Below are 18,022 nucleotides of genomic sequence, written 5' to 3' on the forward strand. Positions count from 1 at the left end.
GAGATGAGGAAGTCAACGCTGGCAGCAGTGTCCGCTGCGGTTTGGGTCGCCCTGGCGGGCTGCACCGTGGGGCCGGATTTCGTCCGGCCCGCGACGCAGTCGCCGGCCGCCTGGCGGATCGACTACCCCATGGCCGCCGAGGTGGCCAACACCCCCTGGTGGGAGCAGTTCGGCGACCCGGTCCTGAACCAGCTGATCGAGACCGCGCTGCGCGACAACCTCGACGTCCGGGTCGCGGCGGCCCGCATCGACCAGTTCCTCGGCGCCCTGACGACCACCGATTCGCAGGCCTATCCGCAGCTCGGCTACGGCGCCGGGGCGGCGCGCACGCGCGCCAGCCGCGAGGGCCAGCCGCCGATCCCCGAGCCGGCTGGCAACTACTTCTCGCTCTACCAGGCCAGCCTCAACGCGAGCTGGCAGGTCGACCTCTTCGGCCGCGTCCGGCGCCTGAGTGAGGCCGCGCAGGCGCAGGTCTATGCCAGCCAGCAGGGCCAGCGCGGCGTGGTGCTGACGCTCGTGACCGGGGTGGCGGCCAGCTACATCGCGCTGCGGGCGCTCGACCGGCAGCTCGAGATCGCCCGGTCCACCGCCGCCAACTTCGGCGAGACCGCGCGCATCTTCGACCTGCGCTTCAAGCGCGGGCTGGTCTCGCAGACCGAGGTGACGCAGGTGCGCTCCCAGTACCAGCAGGCGCTGACCGCGATCCCGACCTTCGAGCAGCAGATCGCGGCGCTCGAGAACCAGATCTCGATCCTGCTGGGCCGCGACCCGGCGCCGATCCCGCGCGGCAAGACCATCGACGAGCTGGCCGCGCCGCTGATCCCGGCCGGCCTGCCTTCCGACCTGCTGCAGCGGCGCCCGGACATCCTGGCGGCCGAGCAGAACCTGGTGGCCGCCAACGCCAGCATCGGGGTCGCCCGCTCGCTCTACTACCCGAGCCTGTCGCTGACCGGCGCGCTGGGTTCCACCAGCACCTCCTTCGGCAACTTCCTGACCGGGCCCGCCACCACCTGGTCGGTGGTCGCCGGCCTGACCGGCCCGATCTTCACCTTCGGCGCCATCGAGGGCCAGGTCCGCTCGGCCGAGGCGCAGAAGGCGCAGGCCGAGCTGGTCTACCGGCAGACCGTGCTGGGCGCCTTCCGCGACACCAACAACGCGCTGATCGGCACCCAGAAGAGCATCGAGGGGGTCGAGTACCAGCGCGGGCGGGTCAGGGCGCTGCGCGAGTTCGCGCGCCTGTCCAGGCTCAAGTTCGAGGCCGGCCTGGTCGGCTACCTCGAGGTGCTGGTGGCCGACAACGAGCTGTTCGCGGCCGAGCTGGCGTTCGTGAACCTGCAGGCCAACCGCTACGCGCAGGCGATCAACGTCTACCAGGCGATGGGCGGCGGCTGGGTCGACGTCGCCGATGCGCGGACGCCGCGCCCGGTCGGCATGGCCGGCGGCCAGCGCACGCCTTGAACCCCCGCCGCATGAACGAGCGCTTCCAGACCCTGGTCTACGGCACGGCGATCGCGTTGATGATCGGCTGGGTGTTCTACATCGGGCGCGGCGTCTTCGTGCCGATCATGTTCAGCGTCTTCGTGGTCTACGTGATCCTCGGGCTGGCGCGCCTGATCGGCAAGGTGCCGCTGCTGGGCCCAGCGCTGCCGCAACTGGTGATCTCGATCCTCTCGGTGCTGATCATCGCGCTCGGGCTGGCCATGGTGGTCTACACCGTCCTGGCCAACAAGGACAGCGTGATCGCGATGGCGCCGCGCTACCAGGAGTCGCTGCTGGCGGCGGTGCAGCGGGTGGCGGTGCTGATGCGGGTCGAGGCCGAGCCGACCTGGACCACGCTGCGGCGCGACCTGCTGGCGCAGGTGAGCCTGCAACGGGTGGCGGCATCGGCCCTGGCTTCGGTGTCGTCGCTGTTCGCCACCGTGATCGTGGTGGCGCTGTATGCCTGCTTCCTGCTGGTCGAGCGCAGCAACCTCGACGTCAAGATCCTGGCCATCGCGCGCAGCCCCGAGCAGGCGCAGCGCATCAAGCAGGTCATCGCCGATATCAATGCCCGGGTCGGCGCCTACCTGGCCCTGAAGACCTTTCTCGGGGTGCTGCTCGGCGCCCTCAGCTACGTCATCATGCGCTTCGCCGGCCTCGAGTTCGCCGGCTTCTGGGCCGTGCTGATCGCGCTGCTCAACTACGTGCCGTACATCGGCTCGTTCCTGAGCGTCGTGCTGCCGGGCCTGATGGGGGTGGCCCAGTTCGGCAGCGCCGGCGAGGCGATCCAGATCATGATGTCGCTGGCGGTGGTCCAGTTCGTGATCGGCAACTTCCTGGACCCCTACGTCATGGGGAATTCGCTCAACCTGAGCCCGTTCGCGATCCTCGTGAGCCTGGCGGTCTGGGTGGCCCTGTGGGGCGTGCCGGGCGCCTTCCTGGCGGTGCCGATCACCGCGATGATGACCATCATCTTCTCGGAGTTCCCCGGCACCCGCCCGATCGCCGTCCTGCTCTCGCAAAACGGAAAGCCTTAGGGCCTACTGCGGCACGACTCTGGCGGCTTCGCCGTTGCCCTGGATGAACACCCGCTGGCCGACGCGCAGCCCGGGCGTGACCGGCTGGGTCACCTCGACCAGCACGCCGCTGTCGGTGCGCACGAAGATCTCCTGGCCGGCCACCGGCGTGTCGTAGCGGCGCGCGACCTCGCTGCCGGCGATGGTGCCGCCGATGGCCCCCACCACCATGGCAACGTCGCGCCCGGTGCCGCCGCCGATCAGGCTGCCGATGCCCAGGCCGGTCAGGCCGCCGAGCACCGCGCCGACGCCGGTGTGATGCGAGGTGGCGATCGTGGTCGGCGTGATCTGCTCGATCTTGCCTTGCCGGATCGTCATCGATCCGGTCTGCGAGCCGGGCGACGCGCACGCGGTGAGCACCAGGGCCAGCGCGAATGCTGCCATGCGGTGGAAAAGCCTTGCTGTCATGTAGATCCTCCAGAGCGTGTTGAGGGTTTGAGGTGCCGGATCGCACCGCTTTCCAGAATAGCCGCAAGCGGGCGCTCGCGGGCGACCTGCGAGTCCCTCAAGTTTCGGCGCGCACCGCCGATATACGCTCAGCGCATGCCCTCGCCGCTTCGGACGGGCGGTGTGTCGCGACGAGGAGCCAGCGTGAAACTGAGGTCGGTGCAGGGTCGCTGCAGTCCGTGCCCGAGGGGGCGGGAATGAGCTTGGCCGTCTATGGCTACGATGCCTTCAAGGTGCTGGCCTTCGCCGCGCCGGTGGCCGGCTTCGCCGCCTTCGCCCATGTGCGCGCCACGCGGCGCCGGCAACAGGCGCGACGGGTCGAAAGCGCGAGCCGCAGCTGCCGGCAGGTCTTCGTCGAAGTGCCGGGACTGCCCGGCGCGGCCCCCGACTCGGTCTCCTTCGAGCTGACCCCGCAACTGCTGGGCTGGCTGGCCGCCGCCCAGAGCGGTTCGCTCAAGGGCATCGACACGCCCGACGCCGTGATGCTGGCCTTCGACGTCGACGCGGCGTGGAAGGGCGTGCGGCCGGCCGGGACCGGCGCCGACCCGGGCGCCCGCAGCCAGCTGGTCGCGACCCGCGAACGCTTCTTCGTGCGCTCGGTCGATGCCCGGCGCAACAGCGCCTCGGTGTCGCTGCGCGCGATGCTCGATGCGCATCGCAGCCTCGCCGAGGGCGAGCCGCTCCATTGTTCGGTCGACGGCCTGATCGGCGTCAAGCCGATGCGGCGTTTGCGGGTCGAGGCGGCGGCCGTCGCCAAGCAGTTCTACTGGGTGCGGGCCAACGGCGCGGTGCCGCCACGGTCGCCGCCGAGTTAGGTAGGATGGCGGGCTGCCCGCTGCGCTTGCGGGCAGTCTCGCAATTCAAGGACTCCGCATGACCACCCCCAGCTACCCCGACACCCGCCTGCTGATCGATGGCGAATGGTGTGACGCCGCGAGCGGCAAGACCCAGGACGTGATCAACCCGGCCACCGGCCAGCCGATCGGCAAGGTGGCCTTCGCGGCGACCGCCGACCTCGACCGCGCGCTCGACGCGGCCCAGCGCGGCTTCGAAGCCTGGCGCCGGATTCCCGCCAACGAGCGCGCCGCCACCATGCGCAAGGCGGCCGGCCTGCTGCGCGAGCGCGCCGCCGACATCGCCCGCATCCTCACGTTGGAGCAGGGCAAGCCCTTCGTCGAGGCCCGCGGCGAGGTGCTGGCAGGCGCCGACATCATCGAGTGGTTCGCCGACGAAGGCCGCCGCGTCTATGGCCGCATCGTGCCGTCGCGCAACCTGGCGGCGCAGCAGCTGGTGCTGAAGGAGCCCCTGGGCCCGGTCGCCGCCTTCACGCCCTGGAACTTCCCGATCAACCAGATCGTGCGCAAGCTCGGCGCCGCGCTGGCCAGCGGCTGCTCCTTCCTGTGCAAGGCGCCCGAAGAAACCCCGGCCTCGCCGGCCGCGCTGCTGCAGACCTTCGTCGATGCCGGCGTGCCCCGCGGCACCGTCGGCCTGGTGTTCGGCGATCCGGCCCAGATCTCGAACTACCTCATTCCGCACCCGATCATCCGCAAGGTGACCTTCACCGGCTCGACGCCGGTGGGCAAGCAGCTGGCGGCCCTGGCCGGCCAGCACATGAAGCGCGCGACGATGGAGCTCGGCGGCCATGCCCCGGTGATCGTGGCGGCCGACGCCGACGTCGAGTTGGCCGTCAAGGCCTCGGGTGGCGCCAAGTTCCGCAATGCCGGGCAGGTCTGCATCTCGCCGACCCGCTTCCTGGTGCACAACAGCATCCGCGACGCCTTCGCCCAGGCGATGGTCAAGCATGCCGAGAGCCTGAAGCTCGGTGACGGCCTGGCCGAAGGCACGACGCTCGGCCCGCTGGCCAACGCCCGCCGCCTCGGCGCCATGGCCAAGGTGCTCGACGACGCCCGCGCCACCGGCGCCAAGGTGGCCACCGGCGGCGAGCGCGTCGGCAGCAGCGGCAACTTCTTCGCGCCCACGGTGCTGACCGACGTCTCGCTCGAGGCCGACGTCTTCAACAACGAGCCGTTCGGCCCGATCGCGGCGATCCGCGGCTTCGACTCGCTCGACGAGGCGATCGCCGAGGCCAACCGGCTGCCTTTCGGCCTGGCCGGCTACGCCTTCACCCAGTCGATCAAGAACGCGCACCTGCTGTCGCAGCGCATGGAAGTCGGCATGCTGTGGATCAACCAGCCGGCCGCGCCTTCGCCCGAGATGCCGTTCGGCGGCATCAAGGATTCGGGCTACGGCTCGGAAGGCGGTCCGGAGGCGATGGAAAACTACCTCAACACCAAGGCCGTCTCCATCATGGCCGTCTGACGCGCGCCGCTGGCGCGGGGCCGCGCAGATGAGCGGCCCTTGCATCGCCGGCGCAGCGGACCACAATGGCGGGCATGCCAAACACGCTGCTTCGCCGGGTCCTGGTCTGTGTCTGCCTGCTGCTGCCGGCGCTGGTCTGGTCGCAGACCCAGCTCGGCAGCGCCGCCGCGCTGCAGGCGAAGTTCGAGGCGGTCCAGTCGCAGTTCGACAAGAACGCCTTCGGCCGGCCGCTGGTGCTCGAATCGACCGAGGCCTCGGGCCAGCTGAGCGGCAACATCTTCGCGCTGGTCGACCATCCCTTCGACCAGGTCAGCGCCGCGCTGGGCAAGCCGGCGGTCTGGTGCGACGTGCTGATGCTGCACCTCAATACCAAGTATTGCGCCGTGCGCGGTGGCGGGACGGCGACCACGCTGGCGGTGTCGGTGGGCCGCAAGTTCGACCAGCCGCTGTCGGATGCGCAGCGCATCGACTTCGTCTGGCAGCCGCCGGTCTCGGCGGCCGACTACATGAGCGCCCGGCTGAGCGCCGACAAGGGACCGCTGTCGACGCGCGACTACCGCATCGAGTTCGAGGCCACGCCGCTGCCCAACGGCAAGACCTTCATCCACCTGGCCTACGCCTACGCCTACGGCACCGCGGCCCGGATCGCGATGCAGGGCTACCTCTCCACCCTGGGCAGCGACAAGGTGGGCTTCAGCGCCAAGGGCAAGGACGCTTCCGGCCAACCCAGCCTGGTCGGCGGGGTGCTCGGCGTCGTGGAGCGCAACACGATGCGCTACTACCTCGCGATCGACGCCTACCTCGATTCGCCGGCCGAGGCCGACGTGCCCAAGCGCCTGGCCCAGTGGTTCGACAGCACCGAGCGCTACGCGCGCCAGCTGCACGAGGTGGACCGCAACGACTACCTCGAGATGAAGCGCAATGAATACAAGCGCCTGAAGACCCAGTAGGCCGGCGCCCTCGCCCAGGGGAAATCGCGCTTGCATCCGCGGCAGATGGACATGTATCCTGGTGTATCTGAAAGGGCCGCCCATGTCCATGGAACTGGATTTCCACCTCCACAAGGTTCAGTCGCTGAGCCCCATGGCGGCCAAGATCGCCCTGCGGATGCTGGACCGCGACCCGCGCGTCCCGACCGAATGGGTGATGGCGCTGCGGCCGGCGCTGGTCGACCGCAGCAGCGACGCCGAATCCTTCGGCGGCACCGACTGGATGACCATCGCGGCCATCGAGCGGCCCGGCATCCGGCGATTCACCGAACGCTTCGAGAGCCGCGAGCAGCGCCATGCGCGGCTTTGGGTACTGAGCTTGCGGACTGCGACCAAGCGCCATGACCGCGCCGAGCCTGGCGAGAGCCTGTACGGCGCGCTCTAGCGCCAGCTGCCCGGCGCCGGGCCGGCGCCCCGGCGCGCGTTCATTTCTTTCGTCCGGCGCCGCCCCGGAGCTGCTCGCCACGCTGCTTCTGGACCTCGGCCAGCCGCTTGAGTTCGGCCGCGCAGTCGGCCTGGGTCGCGACCAGCACGAAGGGGCTGCGACGCAGCGAGGTGATGGTCTTCTCGACCTGCACCGGGTCCCGGTTCTTGATCACCAGGCCGGCCGCGACCGCGGCCCTGGATTGCTTGTAGAAGGCCTTCTCGAAGCCCGGCGTGCCGCAGCGCGCGGCGATCACGCGCAGGTCGGCCTCCTGTTGTTCGCCCGAAATCGGCGCGCCGAGCCCGGCTTGCTGCGCGCCGGCCGCCATGGGCATGCCGATGACCGCTGCGGTCACCACGGCTGCGATGTCGAACCTCGTTGCCATCTGTCCCCCTGCTTCCTGGAAATGCACAGTCCCAGGCGCCATCGTACGACCTCGGCGGTCCGTTGCGCCATCGCCGGCCGGCCCGGCCCGATTGCCCGAAAGGGCAATGGCGCTTGCCCGTTGGTCCAATGGGCAGCGCCGGCACTGTCACCCAAGATGACCGCGTGGCCAGAGGTGGCGAATCGAACTGGAGCGGCCCGGAACGCTCGCCTTCACGAGGAGACCGCATGACGATCGCGAAGCGCCCCCTCCGGGCTGCCATGGCGGCGGCATCGTTCGCGGCCTGCGGGGCCTGGGCCCAGGACGACGCGGACCTGCAGAAGAAGCTGGCGAACCCGATCGCCGACATCGTCACCCTGCCGTTCCAGTGGACCACCAACTACAACGCCGGGCCCTTCGAGAAGCCCCAGTACACGCTCAACATCCAGCCGGTCTATCCGATCAAGATCGGCGGCGGCTGGTCGCTGATCAACCGCGCCATCGTTCCGCTGCTGTCGAACCCCGCGGTGCTGCCGGGCCAGGACCGCAAGGACGGTCTCGGCGACATCACCTACGAAGGCTTCTTCGCGCCGCCGACGGGCGAAGGCGGATGGATCTGGGGCTTCGGGCCGGCGATGATCCTGCGCACCGCCACCGATGACCGGCTGGGCGCGGGCAAATGGTCGCTCGGGCCGGCGGTGGTCGGGCTCAAGGAGGCCGGCCCCTGGACCGTGGGCGCGCTGGCGACCCAGGTCTGGTCCGTCGCCGGCGACGACAGCCAGCCGAACGTGAGTGCCTTCTCGCTCCAGCCCATCGTCAGCTACCGGCTGGACTCGAAGCAGTCGCTCGGCTACATCGGGATCGTCACCGCCGACTGGGAGCAGAAGCGCTCCAGCCAGCGCTGGACGGTGCCGCTCGGGGTGTCGTATTCGCTGCTGGTGCGGCCCGAGGGCTTCGTGCCGATGAATTTCGTCGTCGGTGCGGGCTACAACGTGATCCGCCCCGACAATGCATCCGACTGGTTCGTCCGGTTCCAGGTCAATTTCGTTCTTCCCAAATGAGGAGCCAGGCATGCGTGCGAGCGACACACTGAAGGGGCTGGCCATCGTGCTGGCGATGGCCGGCGCGGCAGGCGCGGCCGCCACGCCGTTGACCTACTACAACGGCATGCGCGAAACGCCGATCACCAAGTTCAACAAGGCCGACATGGCCCTGATGAACAAGGCCGTCTACGGGGCGCTCGACGCGGGCGCGGACGGCGTCAAGGTCAGCTGGGACAACCCGGACACCGCCAGCAGCGGCAGCATCACGCCGGCCAAGGATCCGAAGGGCCGGGCATCGTGCCGGCTGGCGCAGATCGAGAACCGACACAAGAACCTGCTCGGCTCGGGCAGCTACATCTTCTGCAAGAACACCAAGTCCAAGACGCCGCCGTGGGAGCTGGTGGCGCCCTGGACCGGCGGCTGATCCGAGGCCCCGCGCTCATGCCCGCCCTGCGCATCGTGCTTCTGCTTCGCGGCGCGGTCAGCGTGCTGTTCGCGCTGTCCAAGCTGGCGCCGGCGACGCTTCCGCTGGCGCTGTCGTTGAGCCGCAACGGCGCCTTCGCTTTGGTCGACGGCCTGCTCGGGCTGGCCCTGGCCTTCGCGGTGTCGAGGTCGCCGCGCTACCAGTGGCTGTTCGGGCTGGTGCTGGCCGACGCCTTGGTGCGCCTGCTGATCGGCCTCGTGGCGATCGCCTTCCCGGACGTCGAGGGCCGCATCCTGGGCTCGATCGCCTTCTTCGGCGCCATCATCACGGCCTGCATGGCGCTCGGCGTGTTCGGGCTGTTCTTCGCGCTGAGGGGCCGCAGCGCGGCGCCGGCCGGCCCGCGCGGCGGGGTGGTGCCGGCGCTGGTGGTCAGCGCCTGCACGCTGCTGCTGGGCGTGGGCTTGCTGTTCGGTTTCGGATCGGTCGACGCGCGCCGGCTGCTGATCGGTGGCGTCGCATTGGGCATCGGCTTGTGCCTGCTGGCGAGCGGCCTGCTCTCGAAGGACCCCCGGTCCATTCGCTGAGCGTCAGGCGCGGGCGTGGCTGGCGCCGTCCGGCGTCACGCCCAGCTGTCCCACGGCGCGCACCAGGTCGGCCAGGGAGCTCACTTCCATCTTCTCCATGACATGCGCGCGGTGGGCCTTCACGGTGCGTTCGGCGGCGCCGAGCTGGGCGCTGATCTGCTTGTTGAGCGCGCCGTTGACGACCATTTCCATGACCTGCCTCTCGCGCGGGCTGAGCCGCGAATAGCGCGTCTGCAGGGCGCACAGCCGGCGGCGCGCCTGGCGCCGCACGGCGTCGTCCTCGATCGCCTTGCGGACCACCGTCAGCAGCGTCTCGCTGTCCACCGGCTTGAACAGGAAATCCGAGGCGCCGGCCTTCATGGCCCGCAGCGTCTCGTGCACCGTGGCCTCCGCGGTCACGAAGATCACGGGCAGGGGTTCGGGCTGGCTGGCGACCATCTCCTGCAGGTCGAGCCCGCTGGGACCGGGCATGTGGATGTCGAGCACCAGGCAGCCCGGTGCGCCGCCGATGCCTTCGAGCAGCATCTCGCCGACCGACCCGTATTCCATCACCTGGTGGCCCGCGCCTTTGAGGAGCCGCTGCAGGGCGCGCCGGAAGGCGATGTCGTCATCGATCAGCCGGACGACGGGCGATTCCCCGTTCACGGCCACATTGATTTGCTTTCCCATGCCGATTCTCCAGGCGCCCGCAGGCGAAGGTGCATTGAACACTCGCCCCGGGGGCATGACAAGCTGCCCTTTGGTGTAAGTGAGGCCCATTCAGCTATTTATGTAGTTATTTAGTCCTCTTAAATGAGCTTGTCATTTCTTGCGGACGCAAAAAAACCGGCCCCGCGCGTGGCGTGGGCCGGTTGATTCGGGGAGCCGCGGAATCAGAGGGCGGCTTGACGCGTCGTGCTGCCGGTGCGCGGACCGGTGAATTGCGGCGGAATCACGCTGTTGGCGAAGGATTCGATCCGCACGTTCTGGTTCGGCCGGTGCGCGGCGGCGACGGCTTCGTTGCGCACCGACGAACGGTCGCGGGTGCTGGCGACGGCGGTCACGCCGTTGCCGTAGCCTTCCGCGTAGGGATTCGCGCTGCGCGCGGCGACAGCGGCCTGGGCGCTGATTTCGGCGCGGCTGTTGGCGGAAGTGAGCGCATGCACGCCGTCATAGGTTTCGGCCTGGGCGCCGGCGGCGGCCAGCAGCGACAGGGTGGCGGCGGCGATGATTTGCGAGGTCTTCATTTCAGTTGTCCTTGTTTGGTTTGGATGAACGGGCGGAGGGCTCTGCAGCGGTCCGTCCAGGCAAGTCTAAGGCTGAAAACTAAGTAAAAACCCTAATGAAATCGAACCGCGGTGTTGCCAGGAACGAAACAATCGGCTCGCGTGGGGGGAAGGGTAGGACGGCATAACCGATCCGCGCCGATGTTGCGGCGCGGCATCGCGAAATTGCAATGGCGTGCTCAGTCCGGGTCCAGGCGCCGGCCGTAGGCGCTGAAACTCGCCGCTTTCAGCGCCTTCATCATGACCTTGGCGGCCGGCGACAGCAGCCGGTCGGTGCGGGTGATGATGCCGAAGGCGTCCATGTGGCAGGGCATCTCGACCGGCAGCAGCGACACGATGCCGTGGCCGGCGTAGTAGCGCGCCACGTCGGTGGCCAGCACCGCGACCATGTCGCTCTGCTGCAGCATGCGGGTGATGAAGAGCAGCGCCGCGGTCTCGATCACGTTGATCGGCGGCGCCAGCCCTTCCTCCTGGAACATCAGCTCGAAGCGATGCCGCAGCACGCTGCCGGCGGGCGGCACGATCCAGCCGGCCGACACCAGGTCGCGCAGGCTCAGGCCGCTGACGCCGAGCAGCGGATGGCCCGGGCGCACCAGCGCGCAGACCGGCTCCTCGGTCAGGGCTTCGTAGCGCAGGTTGGTCTTGTCGTGCTCGGCGAACAGCCGTGCCACCAGCAGGTCGAGCTTGCCCTGCTCGAGGCGCTCGAGCAGCACCGGGCTGGTCTCGATCTCGACCGACACCCGCAGGTTGGGCTGCTCGCGCTTCACCTCGGCGACCGCCGGCGGCAGCAGCACCAGGCCCGGGGCGGTGATGACGCCGATGTTGACCTGGCCGGCGCGGCCGGCCTTGAGCGCGCTGAGTTCGTCGTGCGCCTGGTTCAGGCTCGCCAGCGCGACCCGGGCGTGGCGGATCATGATCTCGCCATACCAGGTGGGCCGCATGCCGCGCGGCAGGCGCTCGAACAGCGACACCTCGAGCACGTCCTCGAGGTCCTTCAGCAGCTTGGAGGCCGCCGGCTGCGTCATGTTCAGCACCTGGGCCGCGCGATGGATGTTGCCCTCCTCGGCCAGGGCCACCAGCAACAGCAGCTGCCGCGTCTTGAGTCGCGCACGGATGAACCAGTGCGTGTAGTTGGTCATGGGGTTTACCTGAATGCTTCTTCGGATATGCATTCCATCCAAATATTGATTGGAAAGATATGGGTGTGATTCCTAGACTCGCGTCACCGTGAAGCGCAGCGACCTCCAACAGAAAGCCCGGCAATACATCAATGGCCGTTGGGAGAGCGGTGTCACGACCGGCCTGAGCGAGAACCCCTCCGACACCCGCGAAGTGGTGGCCGAATACGCCCGCGCCGATCGCAGCCAGACCGAGGTGGCGGTCCGCGCCGCGGCCGATGCCTTTCCGCACTGGAGCCAGAGCGCGCCGCAGCGGCGCGCCGACGTGCTCGACCAGATCGGCAGCGAGATCCTGGCCCGGCGCGAGGAACTGGGCCTGCTGCTGGCGCGCGAAGAGGGCAAGACCCTGCCCGAGGCGGTGGGCGAGGCCGCACGCGCGGGCCACATCTTCAAGTTCTTCGCCGGCGAGGCGCTGCGCGCGAGCGGCGGCGAGATGCTGGCCTCGGTGCGCCCGGGCGTGCAGGTGGACGTGACGCGCGAACCGATCGGCGTGGTCGGACTGATCACGCCCTGGAACTTCCCGCTCGCGATCCCGGCCTGGAAGATCGCGCCGGCGCTGGCCCATGGCAACAGCGTGGTGTTCAAGCCGGCCGAACTGGTGCCGGCCTGCGGCTGGGCGCTGGCCGAGATCATCAGCCGGGCCGCGCTGCCGGCGGGCACCTTCAACCTCGTGATGGGCAGCGGCCGCGAAGTCGGCCAGGCACTGATCGACAACGCGGGCGTGGACGCGATCAGCTTCACCGGCTCGGTCGCCACCGGCGAGCAGATCCTGCAGGCCGCGGCGCGGCGGCGGGCCAAGGTGCAGCTCGAGATGGGCGGCAAGAACCCGCTGCTGGTGCTGGCCGACGCCGATCTCGACCGGGCGGTCGACTGCGCCGTGCAGGGCGCCTACTTCTCGACCGGCCAGCGCTGCACCGCCTCCAGCCGGCTGATCGTCGAGGCTGCGGTGCACGACGCCTTCGTGGCGCGGCTGCGCCAGCGCCTGGCGGCGCTGAAGGTCGGGCATGCGCTGGAGCGCGGCACCGACATCGGCCCGGTGGTCGATCGCGCCCAACTGGCCCGCAACCTCGCCGCCGTCGGCGCCGCGCGCGAGGAGGGCGCCGAGCATGTCTGGGGCGGCGAAGCGCTGCAGCGTGCGACCGTCGGCCACTACATGAGCCCGGCGCTGTTCCTGGCGCGGCCCGAGCACCGCATCGCGCGCGACGAGATCTTCGGGCCGGTGGCCTGCGTGCTGCGCGCCGACGACTACGAGCATGCGCTGCAGATCGCCAACGACACGCCCTACGGGCTCTGCGCCGGCATCTGCACCAGTTCGCTGGCGCGCGCCATGCATTTCAAGCGCCATGCGAAGGTCGGCATGACGATGGTCAACCTGCCGACCGCCGGCGTCGACTACCACGTGCCTTTCGGCGGCCGCAAGGCCTCCAGCTATGGCCCGCGCGAACAAGGCCGGCATGCGGCCGAGTTCTACACCAGCGTCAAGACCGGCTACGTGCTGGCCTGAGCACATAACGACAACGACAAGAGTTGCTTTTTTCACCACGCCAACCAGGAGACATCATGAAACTGAACCGTCGCACGCTCAACATCGCGCTCGCATCCGCCACGCTGTCCTCGCTGCTGCCGGCCACGGCCTTCGCGCAGAAGAAGCCGGTGCTCGGCTTCGCCCAGGTCGGCGCCGAAAGCGAATGGCGCACCGCCAACACCGAGTCGATCAAGTCGGCCGCCAAGGAAGCCGGCATCGAGCTCAAGTTCTCCGATGCGCAGCAGAAGCAGGAGAACCAGATCAAGGCGATCCGCTCGTACATCGCGCAGAAGGTCGATGTCATCGCCTTCTCGCCGGTGGTCGAATCGGGCTGGGACACGGTGCTGCTCGAGGCCAAGGCGGCCAAGATCCCGGTGGTGCTGACCGACCGCTCGGTCAACACCAAGGACGACTCGCTCTATGTCACCTTCATGGGCTCCGACTTCGTCGAGGAAGGCCGCAAGGCCGGCCGCTGGCTGGTCGAGAAGGAGAAGGGCAACGCCGGCCCGATCAACATCGTCGAGCTGCAGGGCACGGTGGGCTCGGCCCCGGCGATCGACCGCAAGAAGGGCTTCGAGGAGATCATCAAGGCCGACCCGAAGTTCAAGATCATCCGCTCGCAGACCGGCGACTTCACGCGCGCCAAGGGCAAGGAAGTGATGGAAGCCTTCCTGAAGGCCGAGGGCAAGAAGATCAACGTGCTCTATGCGCACAACGACGACATGGCGATCGGCGCGATCCAGGCGATCGAGGAGGCCGGCATGAAGCCGGCGCAGGACATCATCATCATCTCGATCGACGCCGTGAAGGGCGCCTTCGAAGCCATGATGGCCGGCAAGCTCAACGTCTCGGTGGAATGCAGCCCGCTGCTGGGCCCGCAGCTGATGGCCGCGGTGGCCGACATCAAGGCCGGCAAGCCGCTGCCCAAGCGGATCCTGACCAAGGAAGGGATCTTCCCGATGGAAGTCGCGAAAGCCGAATTCCCCAATCGCAAATACTGAGACCGCGCGCGGCGCTGCGCGACAGCGCTGCGCCGCGCGTCTGCAAATACAACAAGGAGACCTTCTCATGAAACGCACTTTCATCAAGACCCTGCTGGCCGGCGCCGCCCTGGGGCTGTTCGGCCTGGCGCCGCTGGCCCAGGCCCAGGACAAGGGCCTGGTCGCGATCTCGATGCCGACCAAGTCGTCGGCGCGCTGGATCGCCGATGGCTCGAACATGGTCAAGTACTTCAACGAGAAGGGCTACAAGACCGACCTGCAGTACGCCGACGACGACATCCCGAACCAGCTGGCGCAGGTCGAGAACATGGTGACCAAGGGCGCCAAGGTGCTGGTGATCGCGGCCATCGACGGCACCACGCTGTCGGACGTGTTGCAGAAGGCGGCCGACAAGGGCGTCAAGGTGATCGCCTACGACCGGCTCATCAAGGGCTCGAAGAACGTCGACTACTACGCCACCTTCGACAACTACCAGGTCGGGGTGCTGCAGGCCAGCTACATCGAGAACGCGCTCAAGCTCAAGGAGGGCAAGGGCCCCTACAACATCGAGCTGTTCGGCGGCTCGCCCGACGACAACAACGCCTTCTTCTTCTACAACGGCGCGATGTCGGTGCTCAAGCCCTACATCGACAGCGGCAAGCTGGTGGTGCGCAGCAAGCAGATGGGCATGGACAAGGTCTCGACCCTGCGCTGGGACGGCGCGGTGGCGCAGGCCCGGATGGACAACCTGCTGTCGGCCTACTACACCAAGGACCGGGTCGACGCGGTGCTGTCGCCGTACGACGGCCTGTCGATCGGCATCATCTCGTCGCTCAAGGGCGTGGGCTATGGCTCGGCGCAGCAGCCGATGCCGGTGGTGACCGGCCAGGACGCCGAGGTGCCGTCGGTCAAGTCGATCCTGAAGAAGGAGCAGACCTCCACCGTGTTCAAGGACACGCGCGAGCTGGCGAAGGTGACGGTGGGCATGGTGGACGCGATGCTGGCCGGCAAGACGCCCGAGGTGAACGACACCAAGACCTACAACAACGGCGTCAAGGTCGTGCCGTCGTACCTGCTGAAGCCGGTCAGCGTCGATGCCTCGAACTGGAAGCAGACGCTGGTCGACAGCGGCTACTACAAGGAGAGCCAGATCAGGTAGGCCGGGCGGAAGGAGACACGGTGAACGATGTGATCCTGGAGATGCGCGGCATCACCAAGACCTTTCCCGGCGTGAACGCGCTGGACAACGTCAACCTGGCGGTGCGCGCGGGCGAGATCCATGCCGTGGTCGGCGAGAACGGCGCGGGCAAGTCCACGCTGATGAAGGTGCTGAGCGGCGTGTATCCCTGCGACTCCTACCAGGGCGAGATCCGCTTCGAGGGCGAGCTGCGCCGTTTCAGGGACATCTCCGACAGCGAGCAGCTCGGCATCATCATCATCCACCAGGAGCTGGCGCTGGTGCCGCTGCTGTCGATCGCGGAGAACATCTTCCTCGGCAACGAGACGGCGCGCGGCGGCGTGATCGACTGGTTCGAGGCCTACGCCCGCACCCGCGCCCTGCTGGCCAAGGTCGGGCTCAAGGAGCCGCCGACGGCGCTCGTCACCAACCTGGGCGTCGGCAAGCAGCAGCTGGTCGAGATCGCGAAGGCGCTCTCGAAGGAGGTCAAGCTGCTGATCCTCGACGAGCCGACCGCGAGCCTGAACGAGAGCGACAGCGATGCCCTGCTGCGCCTGCTGCTGGAGCTGAAGGCGCAGGGCATCGCCTCGATCCTGATCTCGCACAAGCTCAACGAGATCGCCAAGGTGGCCGATTCGATCACGGTGCTGCGCGACGGCGCCACCGTCGAGACCATGGACTGCCGGGGCGCGCCGATCAGCGAGGACCGGATCATCCGCGGCATGGTCGGGCGCGACATGGCGCACCGCTACCCGGAGCGCAGGCCGGACATCGGCGGCACCATCTTCGAGGTGCGCGACTGGCACGTGCACCATGCGCTGCACGCCGACCGCGAACAGATCAAGGGCGTGGACCTGCACGTGCGGCGCGGCGAGATCGTCGGCATCGCGGGCCTGATGGGCGCGGGCCGCACCGAGTTCGCGATGAGCGTGTTCGGCCGCTCCTACGGGCAGCGCATCAGCGGCTCGGTGCACATGCACGGCCATGAAGTCGATGTGAGCACCATCCGCAAGGCGATCGACCACGGCATCGCCTACGTCACCGAGGACCGCAAGAGTGCCGGGCTGGTGCTGGAGGAGGACATCCGCAAGAACGTGAGCCTCGCCAACCTCGCCGCCGTGTCCGAGCGCGGCGTGATCGACGACGGCCGGGAATTCAAGGTCGCGAACGACTACCGACGCGCGCTCAACATCCGCTGTGCGGGCGTGGACCAGCGCGTGGTGAACCTCTCGGGCGGCAACCAGCAGAAGGTGGTGCTGAGCAAATGGCTGTTTGCCCAGCCCGAGCTGCTGATCCTCGACGAGCCCACGCGCGGCATCGACGTCGGCGCCAAGTACGAGATCTACACCATCATCGAGCGGCTCGCGAGCGAAGGGAAGGGGATCCTCATGATCTCGTCGGAACTGCCCGAGCTGCTGGGCATGTGCGACCGCATCTACGTGATGAACGAAGGGCGCTTCGTCGCCGAGTTTCCTGCCGCCGAGGCTTCGCAGGAGAAGATCATGCGGGTCATCGTCGCTTCCGGGAGCAGCGTCCATGCCGCCTGAACTCGACGCCGTGAAGGCCGCCACCCACCTCGCGCCGGCGGCGCCGGGCGCGCACGCCGGCTTCCTCAAGAACAACCTGCGCGAGTACGGCATGCTGATCTCGCTGGTGGCGATCATGGTGCTGTTCCAGGTGCTGACCGACGGCACCTTGATGCGGCCGCTGAACCTCACCAACCTGCTGCTGCAGAACAGCTACATCGTGATCATGGCGCTGGGGATGCTGCTGGTGATCGTGGCCGGCCACATCGACCTGTCGGTGGGCTCGGTGTGCGGCTTCATCGGCGCGCTGGCGGCGGTGCTGATGGTCGAGTACGAATGGCACTTCGTGCCGACCTTCATCGTCTGCCTGGTCGCCGGCGGCGCGATCGGCGCGGCGCAGGGCTGGTTCGTGGCCTTCTTCCGGATCCCGTCGTTCATCGTCACGCTGGCCGGCATGCTGGTGTTCAAGGGCCTGACCTTGGCGCTGCTCGCGGGCCAGTCGGTGGGCCCCTTCCCGGAGGCCTTCCAGAAGCTCAGCTCGGGCTTCGTGCCCGACCCGCTGGGCGGCGAGAGCCTGCGCACCAGCTCGCTGCTGCTCGGCGCGCTGGCCGCCGCGGCGCTGGTCTTCTTCAAGCTGCGCGGCCGCGCCAAGCTGGCCAGGCACGGCATGGAGACCGAGCCCTACGCCTTCTTCCTCGGCAAGAACCTGTTCTTCGCGGCCGTCATCCTGCTGCTGAGCTACCTGCTGGCGACCTACAAGGGGCTGCCCAACGTGCTGATCGTGATGTCGGTGCTGATCGTCGCCTACGACTTCGTCACCAATCGCACCACCGTGGGCCGGCGTATCTATGCGCTGGGCGGCAACGAGAAGGCGGCCCGCCTGTCGGGCGTCAAGACCCAGCGGCTGGCCTTCCTGACCTTCGTCAACATGGGCGTGCTGGCGGCGCTCGCGGGCCTGGTGTTCGCGGCCCGGCTCAACACCGCGACGCCGAAGGCCGGCCTGGGCTTCGAGCTCGACGTGATCGCGGCCTGCTTCATCGGTGGCGCCTCGGCCTCGGGCGGCGTCGGCCGCGTGATGGGCGCGGTCATCGGCGCCTTCATCATGGGCGTCATGAACAACGGCATGTCGATCCTCGGCATCGGCATCGACTACCAGCAGGTCATCAAGGGGTTGGTGCTGCTGGCGGCGGTGTTCGTCGATGTCTACAACAAGAACAAATAG

19 protein-coding genes are annotated in these 18,022 nt (G+C 68.4%); 14 read left to right on the top strand and 5 right to left on the bottom strand.

Going from position 1 to position 18,022, the window contains the following annotated elements; all coding sequences use genetic code 11:
* Window positions 1-3 precede the first annotated feature (3 nt).
* Window positions 4-1,458, top strand: coding sequence for an efflux transporter outer membrane subunit (locus QTI33_RS05165; protein ID WP_286504713.1), 1,455 nt, complete (start codon window positions 4-6; stop codon window positions 1,456-1,458).
* Between the two features lie 11 nt (window positions 1,459-1,469).
* Window positions 1,470-2,516 (top strand): AI-2E family transporter, encoded by a 1,047-nt coding sequence (locus tag QTI33_RS05170; RefSeq protein WP_286504714.1) that lies wholly within the window; start codon window positions 1,470-1,472, stop codon window positions 2,514-2,516.
* Between the two features lie 3 nt (window positions 2,517-2,519).
* On the opposite strand, the gene QTI33_RS05175 is transcribed toward QTI33_RS05170, so the two are convergent.
* On the bottom strand, window positions 2,520-2,963 hold the full coding sequence (locus tag QTI33_RS05175; protein WP_286504715.1) for a glycine zipper 2TM domain-containing protein: 444 nt from the start codon (window positions 2,961-2,963) through the stop codon (window positions 2,520-2,522).
* A 236-nt stretch (window positions 2,964-3,199) separates the two neighbouring features.
* Here QTI33_RS05175 and QTI33_RS05180 point away from each other — a divergent pair, with 236 nt between their 5' ends.
* The 4 genes from QTI33_RS05180 to QTI33_RS05195 all read left to right on the top strand — a co-directional run bounded on the left by QTI33_RS05180 (window position 3,200) and on the right by QTI33_RS05195 (window position 6,695).
* Window positions 3,200-3,817: a FecR family protein gene (locus QTI33_RS05180; RefSeq protein ID WP_286504716.1), complete on the top strand. Its 618-nt coding sequence runs from the start codon at window positions 3,200-3,202 to the stop codon at window positions 3,815-3,817.
* Between the two features lie 58 nt (window positions 3,818-3,875).
* Window positions 3,876-5,321 (top strand): NAD-dependent succinate-semialdehyde dehydrogenase, encoded by a 1,446-nt coding sequence (locus tag QTI33_RS05185; RefSeq protein ID WP_286504717.1) that lies wholly within the window; start codon window positions 3,876-3,878, stop codon window positions 5,319-5,321.
* 74 nt (window positions 5,322-5,395) lie between these two features.
* Complete coding sequence (locus tag QTI33_RS05190; RefSeq protein ID WP_286504718.1) at window positions 5,396-6,271, top strand: hypothetical protein; 876 nt, start codon at window positions 5,396-5,398, stop codon at window positions 6,269-6,271.
* Between the two features lie 82 nt (window positions 6,272-6,353).
* Complete coding sequence (locus QTI33_RS05195; RefSeq protein ID WP_286504719.1) at window positions 6,354-6,695, top strand: hypothetical protein; 342 nt, start codon at window positions 6,354-6,356, stop codon at window positions 6,693-6,695.
* 40 nt (window positions 6,696-6,735) lie between these two features.
* On the opposite strand, the gene QTI33_RS05200 is transcribed toward QTI33_RS05195, so the two are convergent.
* Window positions 6,736-7,119 (bottom strand): hypothetical protein, encoded by a 384-nt coding sequence (locus tag QTI33_RS05200; protein WP_286504720.1) that lies wholly within the window; start codon window positions 7,117-7,119, stop codon window positions 6,736-6,738.
* 227 nt (window positions 7,120-7,346) lie between these two features.
* On the opposite strand from QTI33_RS05200, the gene QTI33_RS05205 reads away from it, so the two are divergent.
* The 3 genes from QTI33_RS05205 to QTI33_RS05215 are packed head-to-tail and all read left to right on the top strand — an operon-like array spanning window position 7,347 to window position 9,149.
* On the top strand, window positions 7,347-8,159 hold the full coding sequence (locus tag QTI33_RS05205; RefSeq protein WP_286504721.1) for a hypothetical protein: 813 nt from the start codon (window positions 7,347-7,349) through the stop codon (window positions 8,157-8,159).
* A 10-nt stretch (window positions 8,160-8,169) separates the two neighbouring features.
* Complete coding sequence (locus QTI33_RS05210) at window positions 8,170-8,565, top strand: hypothetical protein (RefSeq protein ID WP_286504722.1); 396 nt, start codon at window positions 8,170-8,172, stop codon at window positions 8,563-8,565.
* A 17-nt stretch (window positions 8,566-8,582) separates the two neighbouring features.
* On the top strand, window positions 8,583-9,149 hold the full coding sequence (locus QTI33_RS05215; protein WP_286504723.1) for a hypothetical protein: 567 nt from the start codon (window positions 8,583-8,585) through the stop codon (window positions 9,147-9,149).
* 3 nt (window positions 9,150-9,152) lie between these two features.
* Here QTI33_RS05215 and QTI33_RS05220 read toward each other — a convergent pair whose 3' ends face one another.
* The 3 genes from QTI33_RS05220 to QTI33_RS05230 form a co-directional block, all read right to left on the bottom strand.
* Window positions 9,153-9,818, bottom strand: a complete 666-nt coding sequence (locus QTI33_RS05220) for a response regulator transcription factor (protein ID WP_286504724.1) — start codon at window positions 9,816-9,818, stop codon at window positions 9,153-9,155.
* Between the two features lie 203 nt (window positions 9,819-10,021).
* Window positions 10,022-10,375 carry an alpha/beta hydrolase gene (locus QTI33_RS05225; protein ID WP_286504725.1) on the bottom strand — a complete coding sequence of 118 codons (354 nt, stop codon included), beginning with the start codon at window positions 10,373-10,375 and terminating at the stop codon, window positions 10,022-10,024.
* A gap of 218 nt (window positions 10,376-10,593) precedes the next feature.
* Window positions 10,594-11,553: a LysR family transcriptional regulator gene (locus QTI33_RS05230; protein WP_286504726.1), complete on the bottom strand. Its 960-nt coding sequence runs from the start codon at window positions 11,551-11,553 to the stop codon at window positions 10,594-10,596.
* A gap of 88 nt (window positions 11,554-11,641) precedes the next feature.
* Here QTI33_RS05230 and QTI33_RS05235 point away from each other — a divergent pair, with 88 nt between their 5' ends.
* The 5 genes from QTI33_RS05235 (at window position 11,642) to mmsB (ending at window position 18,022) form a co-directional block, all read left to right on the top strand.
* A complete protein-coding gene (locus QTI33_RS05235; RefSeq protein ID WP_286504727.1) occupies window positions 11,642-13,096 on the top strand; it encodes an aldehyde dehydrogenase family protein in 1,455 nt (484 codons plus the stop codon).
* A gap of 56 nt (window positions 13,097-13,152) precedes the next feature.
* A complete protein-coding gene (locus QTI33_RS05240; protein WP_286504728.1) occupies window positions 13,153-14,118 on the top strand; it encodes an ABC transporter substrate-binding protein in 966 nt (321 codons plus the stop codon).
* 67 nt (window positions 14,119-14,185) lie between these two features.
* The gene (chvE, locus tag QTI33_RS05245; protein WP_286504729.1) at window positions 14,186-15,256 is read left to right on the top strand and encodes a multiple monosaccharide ABC transporter substrate-binding protein; all 1,071 of its coding nucleotides are present in this window, start codon (window positions 14,186-14,188) and stop codon (window positions 15,254-15,256) included.
* 41 nt (window positions 15,257-15,297) lie between these two features.
* Window positions 15,298-16,821 (top strand): multiple monosaccharide ABC transporter ATP-binding protein, encoded by a 1,524-nt coding sequence (mmsA, locus tag QTI33_RS05250; protein ID WP_286505133.1) that lies wholly within the window; start codon window positions 15,298-15,300, stop codon window positions 16,819-16,821.
* A complete protein-coding gene (gene mmsB, locus QTI33_RS05255; RefSeq protein WP_286504730.1) occupies window positions 16,811-18,022 on the top strand; it encodes a multiple monosaccharide ABC transporter permease in 1,212 nt (403 codons plus the stop codon). The genes mmsA and mmsB overlap by 11 nt, the downstream gene beginning before the upstream one ends.

It is taken from the genome of Variovorax davisae (genome assembly GCF_030316845.1).
GTDB classification, from domain to species: domain Bacteria; phylum Pseudomonadota; class Gammaproteobacteria; order Burkholderiales; family Burkholderiaceae_C; genus Variovorax; species Variovorax davisae.